General features: G+C 58.4%; 13 protein-coding genes and 1 tRNA gene. 10 read left to right on the forward strand and 4 right to left on the reverse strand.

The window, feature by feature from the left end:
- Window positions 1-3: 3 nt before the first annotated feature.
- The 5 genes from D0N36_RS00950 (at window position 4) to D0N36_RS00970 (ending at window position 8,790) form a co-directional block, all read left to right on the forward strand.
- The gene (locus D0N36_RS00950) at window positions 4-1,485 is read left to right on the forward strand and encodes a type I restriction-modification system subunit M (protein WP_116939180.1); all 1,482 of its coding nucleotides are present in this window, start codon (window positions 4-6) and stop codon (window positions 1,483-1,485) included.
- The gene (locus tag D0N36_RS00955) at window positions 1,482-2,663 is read left to right on the forward strand and encodes a restriction endonuclease subunit S (protein WP_116939181.1); all 1,182 of its coding nucleotides are present in this window, start codon (window positions 1,482-1,484) and stop codon (window positions 2,661-2,663) included. Before D0N36_RS00950 ends, D0N36_RS00955 begins: the two co-directional genes overlap by 4 nt.
- Window positions 2,660-5,995: a DEAD/DEAH box helicase family protein gene (locus D0N36_RS00960; protein WP_116939182.1), complete on the forward strand. Its 3,336-nt coding sequence runs from the start codon at window positions 2,660-2,662 to the stop codon at window positions 5,993-5,995. The genes D0N36_RS00955 and D0N36_RS00960 overlap by 4 nt, the downstream gene beginning before the upstream one ends.
- 898 nt (window positions 5,996-6,893) lie before the next feature.
- Window positions 6,894-7,802, forward strand: a complete 909-nt coding sequence (locus tag D0N36_RS00965; protein WP_116939183.1) for an ATP-binding protein — start codon at window positions 6,894-6,896, stop codon at window positions 7,800-7,802.
- Window positions 7,777-8,790, forward strand: a complete 1,014-nt coding sequence (locus D0N36_RS00970) for a DUF3871 family protein (RefSeq protein WP_242478755.1) — start codon at window positions 7,777-7,779, stop codon at window positions 8,788-8,790. Before D0N36_RS00965 ends, D0N36_RS00970 begins: the two co-directional genes overlap by 26 nt.
- 46 nt (window positions 8,791-8,836) lie before the next feature.
- On the opposite strand, the gene D0N36_RS00975 is transcribed toward D0N36_RS00970, so the two are convergent.
- Window positions 8,837-9,073 carry a helix-turn-helix domain-containing protein gene (locus D0N36_RS00975; RefSeq protein WP_199798292.1) on the reverse strand — a complete coding sequence of 79 codons (237 nt, stop codon included), beginning with the start codon at window positions 9,071-9,073 and terminating at the stop codon, window positions 8,837-8,839.
- 104 nt (window positions 9,074-9,177) lie between these two features.
- Between D0N36_RS00975 and D0N36_RS00980 the strand changes: the two genes are divergently transcribed.
- Window positions 9,178-9,621, forward strand: a complete 444-nt coding sequence (locus D0N36_RS00980) for a hypothetical protein (protein WP_116939185.1) — start codon at window positions 9,178-9,180, stop codon at window positions 9,619-9,621.
- A 216-nt stretch (window positions 9,622-9,837) separates the two neighbouring features.
- On the opposite strand, the gene D0N36_RS00985 is transcribed toward D0N36_RS00980, so the two are convergent.
- Window positions 9,838-9,910: transfer RNA gene (locus tag D0N36_RS00985), tRNA-Gly, on the reverse strand.
- A gap of 184 nt (window positions 9,911-10,094) precedes the next feature.
- Here D0N36_RS00985 and D0N36_RS00990 point away from each other — a divergent pair.
- The 4 genes from D0N36_RS00990 to D0N36_RS01005 all read left to right on the forward strand — a co-directional run bounded on the left by D0N36_RS00990 (window position 10,095) and on the right by D0N36_RS01005 (window position 13,073).
- Window positions 10,095-10,337: a hypothetical protein gene (locus tag D0N36_RS00990; protein WP_116939186.1), complete on the forward strand. Its 243-nt coding sequence runs from the start codon at window positions 10,095-10,097 to the stop codon at window positions 10,335-10,337.
- A 129-nt stretch (window positions 10,338-10,466) separates the two neighbouring features.
- Window positions 10,467-11,003, forward strand: a complete 537-nt coding sequence (locus D0N36_RS00995; protein ID WP_116939187.1) for a GNAT family N-acetyltransferase — start codon at window positions 10,467-10,469, stop codon at window positions 11,001-11,003.
- 73 nt (window positions 11,004-11,076) lie between these two features.
- Window positions 11,077-12,093 carry a hypothetical protein gene (locus tag D0N36_RS01000; RefSeq protein WP_116939188.1) on the forward strand — a complete coding sequence of 339 codons (1,017 nt, stop codon included), beginning with the start codon at window positions 11,077-11,079 and terminating at the stop codon, window positions 12,091-12,093.
- 113 nt (window positions 12,094-12,206) lie between these two features.
- The gene (locus tag D0N36_RS01005; protein WP_116939189.1) at window positions 12,207-13,073 is read left to right on the forward strand and encodes a transporter; all 867 of its coding nucleotides are present in this window, start codon (window positions 12,207-12,209) and stop codon (window positions 13,071-13,073) included.
- A 45-nt stretch (window positions 13,074-13,118) separates the two neighbouring features.
- Here the strand turns inward: D0N36_RS01005 and D0N36_RS01010 are convergent, their stop codons facing one another.
- Complete coding sequence (locus tag D0N36_RS01010) at window positions 13,119-14,324, reverse strand: DUF1501 domain-containing protein (protein ID WP_116939190.1); 1,206 nt, start codon at window positions 14,322-14,324, stop codon at window positions 13,119-13,121.
- 127 nt (window positions 14,325-14,451) lie between these two features.
- A complete protein-coding gene (locus tag D0N36_RS01015) occupies window positions 14,452-15,930 on the reverse strand; it encodes a DUF1800 domain-containing protein (protein ID WP_116939191.1) in 1,479 nt (492 codons plus the stop codon).
- Window positions 15,931-15,969: the final 39 nt, after the last annotated feature.

Genomic DNA, 15,969 nt, shown 5'->3' on the forward strand with positions numbered 1-15,969 from the left:
ACCATGATTACCGGAGAACTAAGAAGCAAGATTGACAAGGTTTGGGAGGCATTCTGGACGGGTGGCCTGTCCAACCCCATCACCGTCATCGAGCAGATGACCTACCTGTTGTTCATCCGTCGGCTGGATGATCTACACACTCAGCGCGAGCAGAAGGCTGCGTTCCTGCACAAGAACATCGAGAACCCCATCTACCTGCCACTCGAACACGAGCTACGGTGGAGCTTCTTCAAGAACACCGACCCCGATGTGATGTACCGCCTCTTCACACGGGAGAGCGGCGTGTTCGACTTCCTAAAGAGCCGGGGCACTCAGGATGGCACCTTCGCCAACTACATGAAGGGCGCCACCTTCATGATTCCGACGCCGCGCCTGCTGGCCCAGGTCGTGGACATGCTGAGCGCCATCGACATGGACGACCGCGACACCAAGGGCGACGTGTACGAGTACCTGCTGAGCAAGATTGCCTCAGCCGGCCAGAACGGGCAGTTTCGCACCCCGCGCCACATCATCAAGATGATGGTGGAGATGGTCAGGCCCTCAACGGACGACATCATCTGTGACCCCTCGGCGGGTAGTGCTGGCTTTCTGGTGGCCGCTGGTGAGTACTTGCGCGAACACCACGCCGCCGAGCTGCTCAAGCCCGAAGTGCAGAAGCGTTTCCAAGACCAGACGTTGATGGGCACCGAGTTCGACCCGACCATGATTCGCATCGGGGCCATGAACCTGATGCTGCACGGCATGGAAAACCCCAACTTGGTGCAGGTAGACGCGCTGAGTGAGGACAACGCCAGCTTCACCGACAAGGTGACCGTGATGCTCGCCAACCCGCCCTTCAAAGGCTCGCTCGACCGCGAAGCCGTTGACCCGAAGCTGCTCAACATCATCGACAGTAAGAAAACTGAGCTGCTATTTCTCGGACTGATTCTGAAAGGACTGCAGCTTGGTGGACGGGCCGCGGTGATTGTGCCCGACGGCGTGGTGTTCGGCAACAGCAAGGCCCACAAGACCATCCGCCAGACTCTCATCGACCAGCACATGCTCACCGGCGTAGTGTCGATGCCCTCGGGCGTGTTCAAGCCCTACGCCGGAGTGAGCACCGCCATCCTGCTCTTCACCAAAACCGGCGTGGGCGGCACCGACAAGGTCTGGTTCTACGACATGCAGGCCGACGGATTCAGCCTCGACGACAAGCGCAACCCGATTGCGGAGAACGACACCGCAGATGTGGTGGCTCGTTGGCATGCCCTCGACGCCGAAGCGGGACGCACCCGTACCGCCAAGAGCTTTCTCGTACCGGTGGAGGAAATCCGTAGCAACAACTACGACTTGAGCATCAATCGCTACAAGGCGACAGTACACGAGCAAAAACATTTTGAGAATCCTGAGCTCATCATCGCCCAAATTGAGGCTCTCGACGAGGAGCGACGCGAGTTGCTCGAAGGGCTCAAGTCACTTCTCGTCACAGAGTACTACGCAGTATGATGAACTACCGGCATGTCACTCTTGGCGAGGTTGCAGACATCAACCCGAAAGTTGATTGGAAGACTGTGAATCAATACCCGTCTGTCTCGTTTGTGCCGATGGCAGCAGTGTCAGATACCGACTTCTGCTTGACTACTGAGAAGGAACGCCCTCTTGAAGAAGTCAGAAAAGGATTCACGTACTTTCAACGCGGCGATGTACTTCTCGCCAAAATCACGCCTTGTTTCGAAAACGGCAAGGTCGCACTGGCGCATATTCACCACGAACACGGATTCGGCTCAACTGAATTTCACGTCATCAGAGCAAAAGAGAAAATTGTTCATCCTCAATTCCTCTACTACCTTTTGCGCCAACCCGCATTCATTGCAGAGGGCACCAAAAACATGACTGGCAGTGGGGGTCAGAAAAGAGTACCGAAGCTGTTCCTTGAGAATCTTCCTTTCACTCTACCGACTCTGGATACGCAGCACCAAATCGTCGCCACACTTGAAAAGGCCGACGCACTCCGACGCAAAGGCCAGGAATTGCTGCAGAAGTACGATGAGCTTGCGCAGAGCATTTTTCACGAGATGTTTGGCGACCCAGCTGTCAACGACAGAAACTGGCCGGGCTGTAGTATCCGTGACGTTGCGACGAAGGTCACGGATGGTGAGCATGGCACCGTCAAGCGGTTGGAGGATGGATGGATGTATTTGATGGCAAGAAACATCAGAGACTCTTTCTTGGACCTATCCGACATGAGTTTCATTTCAGAGTCAGACCACCGTAGAATCTACAAAAGGTGCAACCCTGAAGAAGGTGACCTGCTGCTGGTATGTGTTGGAGCTACTATCGGCAGGGTGTCACTCGTCCCAAAGATGGGTGAATTCAGTCTTGCTCGGAGCGTAGCACTCATCAAACCCATTAGAGAGAAGGTACTACCTCAATTTCTTCACCATCTCTTCAAGACGGACTACATGCAGAGCCAGATACGCAACGGCTCAAGTTCGTCTGCTCAAGCTGGCATCTACACAGGCACCATCTCAGAACTGAGAATCGTGGTTCCCCCAATGGACTTACAGCAGCAATTCGAGCGAGCGATGGTCCGCTGTGCTCACATGAAGGAGACAGCCAAGAAATCGGTTGAATACTCGCACCACCTCTTCGAGTCTACACTAGACATGGCATTTCCATCATGACCTCGAACTTCTCGTTTCTACCTACCGAGTGGAGCACACTAGCTCCGACCCTGCAACAAGCCGAACAGCACGTTTACACGGCCGCACCCTACGCGGCGGTGTTGTGCCGGAAGTCGCTGGAGGAATGGGTTCGGTGGATGTACGAGAACGACGGCGACCTTGAGCAGCCCTTTGACACCTCGCTGAACTCGCTGCTACACCAGCCGAAGATGCGCGAGCTACTGGCCCCGAGCTTGTTCACGCAAGCCAACATCATCCGCAAGCTCGGCAACGATGCGGCCCACGGCACGCTCACCATCAAGCCAGAGCAGGCGTTGCACGTCCTGCAGCTCATGCACGGCTTCTCGGCGTGGGTAGTGAACATGTACCGCGCCGAGCGGGTAGTTGTACCGGCCTTCAATGTGGCTGCGGTATCCCAGGGTGCACCTGTCATCCGGTACAAGGAGAAGATGCAGGAGGCCGAGGCAGCGTTCCAGCAGAGCCAAGAGCTGAACCAACGGCTGCAAGCTGAACTCGACCGCGTTAAAGCGGCCAAGGAGTCACACGCGAAGCTCCCACCCCCGGCCGACCCCAACGAGGCCATCACCCGCAAGCTCTACATCGACTTGCAGCTGGCCGAGGTCGGTTGGGATCCAGAGGGCCCGAATGTGGCGGAGTACAAGGTCATGGGCATGCCCACCGGCAATGGCCTCAACAATGGCCCTGGTCGTGTAGACTACGTGCTCTGGGGTGATAACGGGAAGCCTCTGGCCTTGGTCGAGGCGAAGCGAACCAGCAAAGATCCCAAGGTGGGCCAGCACCAGTCCAAGCTCTATGCCGACTGCCTAGAGCAAATGCACGGCCAGCGTCCGGTGTTGTTCTACACCAACGGCTTCGAAACGTGGCTCTGGGACGACGTTGAGTACCCGCCCCGGCGAGTACACGGTTTCTACAAAAAGGATGAGCTAGAGCGCCTGATTCAGCGTCGTACGACCCGCCTATCGCTGACCGATGCCCCCGTTGACCCGGCCATCGCCGACCGCTACTACCAGATCGAAGCCATCCGCAGTGTGGGCAAGGTACTGGAAGGCCAGGGTCGGGAAGCGCTGCTCGTCATGGCCACCGGCACCGGCAAGACCCGCACAGCTGCAGCCCTCATTGATGTGATGAGCAAAGCCGGCTGGGTAAAACGGGTTCTGTTTCTGGCTGACCGCAACGCGCTGATCTATCAAGCCAAAAATGCCTTCACCAAGAGTCTGCCGAATTTACCTGCCGTAGACCTAACGCGGGAGAAGGAGCATGCTCAGGCTCGGGTCGTGTTCTGCACCTACCAGACGATGATCGGCCTGATCGACCAGAGCTATGACAAAAAGCAGCGCACGTTCGGCCCAGGTCACTTCGACCTGATCATCTTCGACGAGATCCACCGCTCCGTCTACAACCGCTACAAGGCCATCTTCGAGTACTTCGACGGCTACCGAGTAGGCCTCACTGCCACGCCCAAGAGCGAAGGCGACCGGGACACCTACCACCTGTTCGGTCTGGAACCCGGAGTGCCCACCTTCGCCTACGAGCTGGAGCAGGCCGTGAGTGACGAGTACCTGGTACCTCCTCTGAGTGTGTCCGTCCCGCTGAAGTTCCACCGTCAAGGCATCCGTTACAATGAGCTTTCTCCCGCCGAGAAGCTGCAATACGAGGAGAAGTTTGCCGACCCCCTCACCGGCGAATTCCCCGATGAGGTAGACAGCGAAGCCTTGAACACCTGGCTTTTCAACGAGGGCACCGTGAATCAGGTGCTGGCCTACCTGATGCAGCACGGCATCAAGGTAGCTGGCGGTGACCGGCTTGGCAAAACAATCATTTTCGCTCGCAGTCACAACCACGCCAAATTCATCGAGGAGCGATTCAATGCCCAGTATCCCCAGTACAAGGGAGAGTTCTGCAAGGTCATCGACAACTACGAAACCTACGCCTATGACCTGATCAAGAAATTCTCGGAGAAGGAAGGAGCGCCTCACATTGCTGTGTCCGTGGACATGCTCGACACCGGCATTGACGTGCCCGAAGTCGTCAATCTGGTCTTCTACAAACCCATCCGCTCCAGTGCGAAGTTCTGGCAGATGATCGGGAGGGGTACCCGCCTGTGTCCTGGCCTTCTCGGCGACGACCAGGACAAGGAGAACTTCCTGATCTTCGACTTCTGCGAGAACTTCGAGTTCTTCAACCAGAAGCCCCAGGGGAATGAATCAAAGCAGGGCAAGTCACTCACTCATCGCCTGTTTGAGCAGAGACTGAAGTTGATCTTTCACCTGCAAAAACGCCCAGAGCAGGATTTCCAGCAGTACGCCGATGAGCTCCGTGAACACCTCCACAAACAGGTCGTTCAGCTGGAAGATGAGAGCTTCCTCGTGCGTCAGCACTGGCGGGCAGTAGAGAAGTACCGGGACATTCATTGCTTCAACTCCATCAACGAGTTGAACGTCAAAGAACTTGCCGACCACATCGCCCCCATTGTTTTCGAAATGGAGCAGGACGAGTTGGCCAAGCGTTTCGATCAGCTCTGCTACACCATGGAACTGGAAATGTTGACGAAGGGCAGTCTTCCAGCTCATTTGGTGCAGGAAGCCCGCTCGCTGGCAGATTCATTGTCCAAGCGGGCCTCTATCCCAACAGTAGGGGAGAAAATGGCCCTCATCAAACAGGTCCAAGGGACATCTTACTGGACTGTAACGCCTCTTTCAAAGCTGGAGCACCTGCGTCAGGATCTTCGGGGGCTCATGCGTTTCATTCAGTCGGACAAGCGGCCACCCATCTACACGAGCTTGGACGACGAAGTGATGACCGTAGCTGAACCCAAGGCGCTGATCATCAAGGGAGTCAATTTGGACTCCTACCGAAAGCGTGTCACGCAGTTTCTCTTAGAAAACAAGACCCACCTTACCATTCACAAGCTCCGGACCAATCAACCCATTGGGCAGCCCGAGCTTCAGGACTTGGAGAACATGCTCTTCGATCAGGGTGAGGTCGGCACCCGTGAGCAATTTGAGAAAGCCTACGGCATTCAGCCACTGGGCAAATTCGTGCGCTCCATTGTCGGCCTGGAGGCCAGTTCGGTTAGGGACGCCTTCAGCTCCTTCATCAACAATCCATCAATGAACGCTCAGCAGATCCGCTTCCTGGATCTGATTGTGCAGTACTTGGGCAGCAATGGGTACCTGGAAACAGAGCGGCTCTTTGAGGCCCCATTCACTGAAATTTCAGCTCATGGTCTACTCGGCGTGTTCGATCAGGCTCAGGCTGGCCAAGTAGTGTTCATGCTAGAACGGGTGAATCAGTACGCAGAAGCGGTCTGATTTTGTACCAGAAAGGTGTCTACTGACCAGATCAGCCCAAGAGCGTAAATGCGGGTGTTTGCGATTGAAGGGAGATTTCCTGGCCCGGTCGGACAGGAGTAAAAAAAATTGGCTGACGAGAGAAAAATCGCGCACGACTAGTATCTGTCCGACCAGGCCAGGAAACTCAAATGGTGATCCTGCTTCTGAGAAAAAATCAGAAACTCTCAGAAGCAGGGTGGAAGAATCCGCCTTCCGACTTGGCCAGGAAATGCGCACATTAGAATCATTTGAGAAGCGCAAATGGATCCCCCCCCCAGCCCCCCCCCATTTAGAGGAGAAGGGCCAAATCAGCTGTAGGTGCCACTCGTGCGCGGATACCAGCACCTTTTGAGTGTGGGACAACACGAGGGGACTTTAGGAGCTTTTCAGGCAACTGCTCGGGGTTGTCGTCCGGTACGAAACCCCGCAAAAAAACCAGCTCTCCACAGAGGTGAGCAGAATTGCGATCCTGATGAAGAATTTGCAATAATCATGCCAAATTTGGGAGCGAGAGTGAGGGAGTACTGATCGCACTCCATTTTCATCATTGTTCAGAACTCTATGAAATGGATTCCCCCTGTAGATCATTAGATGGCTACCAGCGCAACTGGTTTTAGTTCGCGGGCACTTGGTTGAACCAGAGACGCGCTTCTGCTCATTCAGTCATCATGAAACGTAAGCCTCGGCCCTCATGGTCGAGGCTTTTTCGGGCCCAAAATTTTGGGGAAATTTCAGAAAGTCCGAGTTCGCGAGGATGGAACCACTAGAGGAACCGCCCCCGTGCCGAGTGCAAACGGTTCCCCCCCCCCTAGCAATCGACTGACTTCCCACCTGATGGAGTCCAAACTTCTCACGTTTAAATTCATCAGAGTTGCTCATGAACATTCATCAATCATGTCGTCGGAGATGCCAGATTCGGCTTCTTCTACAGGGCCCAAGCGGATCAGGAAAAACCATGAGTGCCTTGCTCATCGCCCATGGGCTGGCTGCCGGGCACTGGCCCAAAATCGTCGTCATTGACAGCGAGAACGGCTCAGCTGAACTCTACGCTGATCTGGGCGCCTACAATGTGCTCACCCTGTCCCCACCCTACACACCAGAGCGCTACGTCCAGGCAATTGAGGCCTGTGAGCTGGCCGGAATGGAGGTCATCATCATCGATTCGATGACTCATTGCTGGGAATACCTGCTGGATTACCACGCGGGGCTTCCCGGCAACTCGTTCACGGCATGGGGCAAGGTGACCCCGAGACACACGGCCTTCGTCAACCGCATTCTCAGATCCCCGGCCCATGTCATTGCCACTGTCAGGTCTAAGACGGAGTACGTGCTGTCAGAAAAAAACGGCAGACAGGTGCCCGAGAAGGTCGGAATGAAAATCATCCAGCGAGAAGGAATCGACTACGAGTTCAGCGTTGTCCTTGAACTGGATTTGCGTAATAACGCTACCGCCAGCAAGGATCGGACTCAGCTGTTCCGAGAGCAGCCTGCCTTCCGACCTGGCCAAAGTACTGGTGAATCACTTCGGAGCTGGTGCGAACAGGGCAGCCCTACCAAATGGGAGCAGATTCATCAGGTCATCAAAAAGTGTCAGAACCTAGATGAAATGGCCTCGCTCTACTACAGCCTCTCATCCGCCGAGCAGGCAGAGTTCAGGCCTGCATTTCAAGATCAGAAACAACATCTCCAAGCCGTCGCACTGGCTCCCAGTTCCCTCGGAAACAATCAACTTTTCATTCAACCCAACCCAACACTCAATCATGGAAACCTCACTCATTCGGCTTAGTGCCGCGCCTACTCTCATGCACATTCTACCCCAGGCCGACCCACAAGAGTCGGCCTTTTCTGTGCCTTCCACTTCCCGGGCCTTCATTGAGGCCAACACCACCCCAACGAGCTTCTGCGAAATCCGACGCGACCACATCATCCCCGTGTTCGTGAAAGACAACGAACCACTCATCAGTCAAGCTGACTTCATCCAAGTCACCGCCGAAGCCGTGCGGGATGTGTTTCGCGGCGAGCAGGTTCTCGCCCCCCAAATTCGGGTTTCGCATCCAATCAAGGGCCGCATCCCGGATGCCAAGGACAAGCCGGCCAAAGACCTGCAGGATTGGGAACGCACGCTCTACTATGAGAGGATGATGTTCGCCGTTGAGATCCCGACCATTTTCGATGAGATCGGCGGCAACCGGCTTACGCTGATCGTGGGCGGCGTCAAGGCGTACAACCTAGACAATCTCTACAATCGCAAGGGGGCGGTGGAGCACTTCAAACTCTTCGTCGGCTTCGAGAACATGGTCTGCACGAATCTCTGCGTGCGAACTGACGGCTTCATGGGCGACCTTCGCGTTAGTAGCGTGGAACAACTCCAAAAGGCCATTTATCAGTTGCTGCACACCTACGACCAGCATCGGCATCTGCGCCAGTTGCAGGCTCTGACGGAGTACTCCATCACGGAGCAACAGTTTGCCCAAATCATCGGGCGGAGCCGGATGTACTCTCACCTTCCAACTGCCGCCAAGCAGCACATTCCAGCGCTACTCTACGGAGATCAGCAGTTGGCCAGCGTCTGCAAGGACTACTACCGCGACCAGAGTTTCTGTCGAGAGGCCAATGGAGGCATCAACTTGTGGCGGCTCTACAATCTGTTCACTGGTGCCAACAAGTCCACATACATCGACCAGTTCCTCGATCGATCGGTCAACGCGTTGGACTTTGTAGGGCAGATCCAAGATGGACTACGTGGACACCAGACCAACTGGTACTTGCAGTAGGCATGGATTCGGAGAGGGGCTCGTGCGGCTGCGGTCGGCGAGCTCCTCAACTGGGTTCTTCTGTGCCAGGTACCGTCATCAACTCGTGCAGAGGAATTTTCAAGGCCTTGGTCAGCGAAAAAAGCACGTCCAAAGTGGCCGAGAATTGAGCCGTTTCGATCCTGTGCACCGTCATCTTAGCCACATCGGCGTAGTCGGCGAGTTCCTGCTGGCTCCATCCGCGCTCTTCGCGCAAGAGCCGAAGACGGTCCCCAAATGCCCTGATACCAGCCGGGTTTTTCACAGCTGGCAAGCTCCAACTCCGTACCGGGAAGACTGTCTACATTGATGTAGATTTAGCGCTTTGACTGGCTACTTTTGTGCAGATCACACTTCATCCCATCAACCATGTTCACAAAATCCCTGAAAACGGCACTCGTTTTCCTGCTGGTTTCAACTGCTTGCTACGCAGGTGGCCCACCGGCCCGCTCATTGGGTCGGTTCCTAGGAATGACTGCGGTGGACCTCGCCGCAGTGTACAAGAAGGAGGCTCATCACTACCACTGGTATCACCGTGAATCAGAAAGCATGGGTGTTGCCAGCGACGTTGTAGGCTGGTCGTACAATGACCCTGAAATGTCTTCCATCCAATTCACTCTGAAAAATGGGCGAGTCACAGAGGTAGCTTTCGACGCTACAGGCGAGTACGGTGAAGCGGTGGAAGTGAGTCTCAACAATTCCTTCAGGTGTTTAGGCATCAGGAGGTGGGTTGACACGGCCAGCAAGACCTACTGGAAAATGTCCTACGGCCTAGACCTGGACCATCGGTACAGAGTGGTGGTTCGCAAGTAGGCGGGAGTTTTCCCTCTCACGCACCCGAATCAAGTCTTTCGAACCCATGCTCGACCAGGGCAAGGAAATTGGCGCTTTCGAAGGGTTTCCCGCCAACTCAGGAAAACCTGATTCTCATTCTCCACGGCAAAGAAGGTGGTAGGCTGTATGCACCATGGTGGGCACCAAAACCAAAACAGCCACCCAGATTTGCATCTAAGTGGCTGACTATGAATGAGCGAGAAACGAGGTTCGAACTCGCGACCCTCAGCTTGGGAAGCTGATGCTCTACCAACTGAGCTACTCTCGCTTATAAGATTTGGTGAGGGCAAAAATACACCGCGAAAACTGAAATACAACCGGCTTCGGCCCCGAAGCACGTCGCGGCGTTGCCCGAACGCGAAAAATTGTGTCTTTTTGTAGCTGGCCGGTTGCGGCCGCCGCGCCAGCCCTGTGGCCGACCGGTGACTATCCACCCTTCAACCCCGCTTGCTATGGCCTGGCCTCCTACCCCCGCTACCCGCCGCGTTATCGCCTGGCTGTTCCTGACGGCCGGCATCCTGCTGGTGCTGGGCGTGAGCATGCAGCTCTGGGTCATTTATGCCGAGTACCAGCGCCTGGGCAGCGGAAACCTGAACTCCACGGCCCTGGTGCTACGCCTGATGATGCTGGTGGCCGCCGTGATGATGCTGCGCTACGGCTGGCGCGAAACCCGCGGCAACGACACCGTGGACTGATGATTGAGCTGTTAGCTGTTAGCTGTTAGCTGTTAGCTGTTAGCTGACTGAACGAGAGCGAACGGCTCAGGTACTATCCGACTGAACAGAAGCTGACAGCTAACAGCTCTCAGCTAGTAGCTTAAAAATATGAGCCAACCCCTGCGCATTACCGTTGCCAAACGCACCCCGGCCGCCGCGGCCCAACTCGCCGAGCTGAGTCGGCGGCTGTTTTACGAAGCCTACGCCGCCCAGAACACCCCCGAGAATATGGCAGCCAAGGCCGACGCCACCTTCAGCCCCGAGCAGCAGCTGGCCGAGCTTGAGGATCCCAACGTCGTATATCTGGAAGCCCGTATGCTGCAGGAGCTGGTGGGCTACGCTAAACTGCGGCTGCATTCTGAGCTCGGTCTCGACCCTGATAAGTTGCCCGAAGACCGGCTGGAAGTGGAGCGCTTGTACGTGGCCGAAGACTGGATTGGCACCGGCCTGGGAGCCACGCTCATGCGCCGCGCAATTGAAGAGGCCCGCCAGCAGCAGTGCCGGGCCGTGGTGCTGGGCGTGTGGGAGCACAACACCCGCGCCCGCGAGTTCTACCAGCGGTTCGGCTTTCGGCCCATCGGGCAGCACCTTTTCCAGTTTGGGGCCGAAGCCCAGACCGATTTGATTCTGCGCAAGGGTCTGTAAGGGCCGGGGCGTGCGCCTGTCCGCTACGCTCCGGTCCGCTACCTTTACCCGCCCGTCCCATTACACTGTGCCGTTGCAACGCCCTTCCTTTCTTCGTCTTAGCGGCCTGGCCTCGCTGCTGGCTTTGCTGTTGAGTGCCTGCTCGGGCAACCCGGACTCGGGCGAGGTACCCAACGCGGCCCCGCCTACCGGCCACTACGAAGGCGCCATCAGCTACCAGGGCAGCGAGCTGCGCACAGCCCTCGACCTGCGCGAAACCAAATCCGGCCAGCTGACGGCCACGCTGAGCTTTCCGCAAGTGCCGGGACTGGAGTTTGAAGCGGCCACGGCCAACTACCAGGCGCCTCAGCTGCGGCTGGAGGAAGCGCCCGGCCAGCCCGGCGGCATAGTGGTACAAGCCGTACGCGAGGGCGACTTTCTGCGCGGCGTAGTAAACTGGGACAGCGTGCGGGCCGATTTTGTGTGGGTGCGGCGCGGCGAAGCACCGGCCCCCGGCTTCCTTGATACCACCTTAACGGTGGCAGTGCCCGGCCAGCCCGCGCTGCGCCTGCGCCTGCTGCTGCCCGACGATACGCTGCCCCGACACCCGGCGCTGGTACTGCTGGCCTCGGCCACCGATGGCCCCGCCGCCGCCCGGCGGGCTACTCACCTGGCCCGCCGCGGTATTGTAACGCTGCTGCTGCCCCCATCAGCCGCCGATTCGGGGCGGGTGGGCTATTGGGGCCGGGGAACGGTGGCCCCGCGGGTGGCCGAAGCCGCCGGGCAGCAGCCGCAGCCCGGGTTTGCGGTGCTGGAGGCCGCGGCAGCCGCTACCCACGCCGAGGCGGCCGCATATCAAGTGTTCAACCAGCAGCGGATTCCGGTGCTGGCCTTCTACGCCGGACTCGATACTACGGTGCAGGCGGCGGCCAGCGCCCGGCGCTTACGGCCCATACTAGGCTACCGCCGGGGCACGCAGGTGCAGGTGCTGGCGGGTGTAACATCCGATTTCCGGCGCCCCGGCCGCACCGGTTCCGATGGCCAGTGGCAGTGGCCCCAGCCGGCTCCCGAGTACTGGAATGGACTGGTGGAGTGGCTGAAGGCGCGGTAGCCGCTAAGCACGATTAGCTGCCGGCTCTTTTCCGCCGTATTGAGGTGCTTATCCGTCCTCGCCTGCCGGCTGCGCCCACGGGCGGGCTGCTCTCTCCCCTCCCTACTGCTGTCATGCGCCTGCTCTCCCCTACCCTTTTGGCCGCTGCCCTGCTGCTGCCGCTGCTGGCCGCCGCCCAGGCGCCAACCGATTCGCTGACAGCTGTAAAAAGCCGCTACTCACTGTTTCGGCCGGTGCCGCGGGAGCTGATGCGCGACCTGGCTCCTGACCGGCCCGGCGTTACCGAAAGCCCTTTTTCAGTCGATGCGGGCCACTTTCAGTTCGAAACAGCCCTGGCTAACCTCATCAGCAGCCACCCCAACCGGCAACCCAAACAGTACACTTTCCGGGCCAACGCCTTCGTGCTGAAAATGGGCATAGACAACCGTACTGATGTGCAGCTGTTCATCGATGCCTACGAGTGGGACCGGACCTTTGCCACCGCCGACGAGCCCGGCACCCGCAACCAGGGCTTCGGCGACATAACCGTGCGCCTCAAGCGCAACCTGCTCGGCAACGACTCCACCGAAAGCCCGTTGGCCGTTGCCGCAATCGGGTTTGTGCGGCTGCCCACTGGCGGCCGGCAGGGCGCGGGCGGCTACGAGTATGGCCTGCTGCTGCCCGCCACCTACGCCTTGGCCGATACCTGGAACCTGAGCGCCCAGCTGCCCCTGCTCCTCAACTTCGACCGCGACGAAAACCAGCACTACCTTCAAACGGCCCCATCTGTCAACCTCGACCATGCGTTCCGGCCCTGGCTCACGGGCTTCGGCGAGCTGGTGGCCCAGCACGATTTTCGCGCCCGCCGCTGGGATGAAGCCATAAACGCCGGAGCTGTTTTCAGCGTGGGCAAAAATATGCAGTTCGATATCGGCCGCCAGTTCGCCCTCACCGGCCAGGCCGACCGCGAGTATTTCGTGGGCTTCGCAGTGCGGCGATGAGTTGGCTGGTTGCTAAGTATAAGTCACATAACACCGTTCTGCGCCCTACACCAGTCCCTTTAGCCGTTCGAAGCTGCTGCCCAGGATGGCCTTGTCATCGGTCTGGAGCCAGTCGTGCAAGACGGTGGCGTACACAGAGCGGAAGTCAAGCTGATACTTCAGGTCGCCGGCGTCGAGGTTTTGCAGGCTGGGGGCGTTGTTGAGGATGCCCTTTTGGCGCAGTCCGCCACCGAGCAGCAGCACGTTGTTGGCCGTGCCATGGTCGGTGCCGTTGCTGGCGTTCTGCCCCACGCGGCGGCCGAACTCCGAAAACACCAGCACCAGCGTATCGTCAAAATTGCCAGCCTTCTGCAGGTCCTCGGCAAACGAGCCCAGTCCTTCCGACAGGTCGCCGAGTAGCCTCCCCTGCTGCTCCTGCTGGCGCACGTGGGTATCGAAGCCGCTGAGCGACACGTAGAATACCCGCGACTCAACGCCCGAATTTATCAGCTCGGCCGTGATTTTGAGGCTCTTGCCGAACTCACTATTAGGGTACGTTACGGCCGACTTGTACACCTTGCTCTTCTGGTACAGATAATCGGCCGAGGAAGCGGTTTCGGCCAGCGTCTTGTACAGATAATCAACTTCCGAAAGCCCGCCCGGCTGCTCGCGGCTGATTTTATCCAGCAGGCGGCCTTGGGTCAGTTGATGAAATTTCTCGGGGCTTTTGAGCGCCAGACCCTTACGCTGGCGGCCTTTCATAGCGAGGCTGAGCGTGTCGTCGACTTCCACGCCGTTGTAGGGCAGAGCGCAGGGGGCGCAGTTTGAGTCGAGGTAGCGGCCGAGCCAGCCGGTGGTCATGTTCTGGTCGGCGCCCGAGCCGCTCTGCCAGATATCCATCGAACGGAAGTGGCTACGGTCGGGGTTGGGGTAGCCCACCGAATTGAGCACGGCTACGTGGCCCTGGTCGTAGAGGCCCTTGAGGCGGCGCATGGCCGGGTTGAAACCCAGGCCCTTATCAAGGGTATGAATCCCGCTTTGGGGCCGGATGCCGAGCGTGGGCCGGGCCTTGAAATACAGGTCGTCTTCGAAGGGAATTACCGTATTGAGGCCGTCGTTGCCCCCGCTGAGCTGCACCACCACGAGGCGGCGGCCCCCGGCGTCGCGCAGGCTGGGCAAAGCGTGGGCATCGAGCCGGTGCAGAAAACTGGGCACAAACAGCAGCGTGCTGGCCAACGTGGAAGCTTTCAGAAAGTCGCGGCGGGTAGTCATAGCGGTGGTTTAATGGGGACTGAAGAATAATTTCTGTCATCCTGAGCGAAGCGAAGACCTTATCACTCCAGAACAAGCCGTTTAAATGTGATAAGGTCCCTCGCTTCGCTCAGGATGACAGAAATTTTCACATCAACTGATACTCGGGCAGGCTCAGCAGGGCCGTGGTCATGTCGCGCAGTTCGCCGCGCACCAGAGCCAGGTTTTCGGGGCGGATAGACACCTGAAGCAGGATTTCGCTGAGGCGGGCGGGCTGCTGCGCGGCGGGTGTACCGGCCAGCAGCCGCTGCAGTGGGGCCAGCCGCACGGTGGTTTTCACCGACTGGTCGAAGGTGCGGGCGGCGCGGCTTAGGTTGGGGTCGAGGTCGTTTTCGTCCTGCTTGAGCTGCACGTCGAAGGCGGCATTGCGCAGTAGCACGGCCGGTAGCTGCAGCCGGTAGAGCAGCGACGAGGAGTCAATCCAGGCGCGGCCACCGGGCCAGCCGGCCACGTTCGGCGGCTCAAACAACGTCTGCCCCAAGGCCTTCTGAAAGACGATGAGCGGCCGCTCATTGGCCAGCTCCAGCCCCAAGGTCCGTTTCATGCCCGCCAGCAGCTCTACCGGTGACTTTATGCGGGTGCCCACGTTAGCGGCGGCGTAAAACCAGTCGGCCGAAAACAGCTGCTCCAGCAGCGCCGAAATATCGTAGCCACTTTGGAAAAACGCCTGGGCCAGCGGCCGAATGTGCGCCGGGTTGGGCACGTCGTTCACGAAGAAGCGGTAGAGCTTGGTGGTGATGAACTCGGCACAGGCGGGCTGCGCCAGGATAATTTCCAGCGCCTGCTCGCCGCTGAAGTTGCCGGTGCGGCCCAGCAAGGTCTTTGGACCGTCGTCGTGCTGCTTTTCGCGGAACACGAACTTGTTCTGGCCATTGTAGCCCCAGCCGGTGAAGGCCCGGGCAGCCTCCTTCACATCGGTTTCCGAGTAGTTGCCGCGGCCCAGCGTGAACAGCTCCATCACTTCGCGGGCAAAGTTTTCGTTGGGACTTTGCTTGCGGTTTTGCTGGTTGTTGAGGAACTGCAGCATGGCTGGCTCGCGGCTCACGGCCAGCAGCAACTCCGGAAACTTGCCCAGTGCCAGCCGCCGGATGGTGTTGTTGAGCTGCAGGGCCGCATCGGGCCGGCGCACCCGGCAGGCGAAGTGGCCGTGCCAGAAAAACGTTAGCTTCTCGCGCAATTGCGCCTCCGAAGTGGCCATGCGCGTCAGCCAGCCGGTATTCATGGCGTAAAAGGCGCTCCGGAGGTTCCGGTTCTGCTGCTTGCGCTGCTCCGGTGTCATTTTGCCCGGAGCCGCAGCGGCGGGTCGGGCGGTCTGGTCGGGCGTGGTAACCATGGCCGCCTGGGGCGAGCCGGCCGCCTGCATCATCTCGGTTGAGGGCGTGGGCAGCGGCTCGGCGTAGCGCATGGCCGGACCATCGAGCGGCTCGAAATTGCGGGAGTCCTGCAGCAGCTTCCGTAGCGCCTGCTGCGGACTTAGGCCGGCCGCCAGCTGCGCCGGTGTCGGCCCGAAGCTCGCCCGCCAGTATAGGTGCTGGAGTTGTCGTTGCGTGGTTGTGGTCGTCGTCATGGCCCTTTGGACGCAGACAGGACCACTAGGTTTAAATCA

Origin of the sequence: Hymenobacter lapidiphilus, from assembly GCF_003417065.2 — a bacterium.
In the GTDB taxonomy this organism is placed as follows: domain Bacteria; phylum Bacteroidota; class Bacteroidia; order Cytophagales; family Hymenobacteraceae; genus Hymenobacter.

Bases quoted from the DNA above. Each gene is read 5' to 3' on its own strand.
- D0N36_RS00950 (WP_116939180.1), top strand. From the start codon at position 4: ATGATTACCGGAGAACTAAGAAGCAAGATTGACAAGGTTTGGGAGGCA.
- D0N36_RS00955 (WP_116939181.1), top strand. From the start codon at position 1,482: ATGATGAACTACCGGCATGTCACTCTTGGCGAGGTTGCAGACATCAAC.
- D0N36_RS00960 (WP_116939182.1), top strand. From the start codon at position 2,660: ATGACCTCGAACTTCTCGTTTCTACCTACCGAGTGGAGCACACTAGCT.
- D0N36_RS00965 (WP_116939183.1), top strand. From the start codon at position 6,894: ATGAACATTCATCAATCATGTCGTCGGAGATGCCAGATTCGGCTTCTT.
- D0N36_RS00970 (WP_242478755.1), top strand. From the start codon at position 7,777: ATGGAAACCTCACTCATTCGGCTTAGTGCCGCGCCTACTCTCATGCAC.
- D0N36_RS00980 (WP_116939185.1), top strand. From the start codon at position 9,178: ATGTTCACAAAATCCCTGAAAACGGCACTCGTTTTCCTGCTGGTTTCA.
- D0N36_RS00990 (WP_116939186.1), top strand. From the start codon at position 10,095: ATGGCCTGGCCTCCTACCCCCGCTACCCGCCGCGTTATCGCCTGGCTG.
- D0N36_RS00995 (WP_116939187.1), top strand. From the start codon at position 10,467: ATGAGCCAACCCCTGCGCATTACCGTTGCCAAACGCACCCCGGCCGCC.
- D0N36_RS01005 (WP_116939189.1), top strand. From the start codon at position 12,207: ATGCGCCTGCTCTCCCCTACCCTTTTGGCCGCTGCCCTGCTGCTGCCG.
- D0N36_RS01010 (WP_116939190.1), bottom strand. From the start codon at position 14,324: ATGACTACCCGCCGCGACTTTCTGAAAGCTTCCACGTTGGCCAGCACG.
- D0N36_RS01015 (WP_116939191.1), bottom strand. From the start codon at position 15,930: ATGACGACGACCACAACCACGCAACGACAACTCCAGCACCTATACTGG.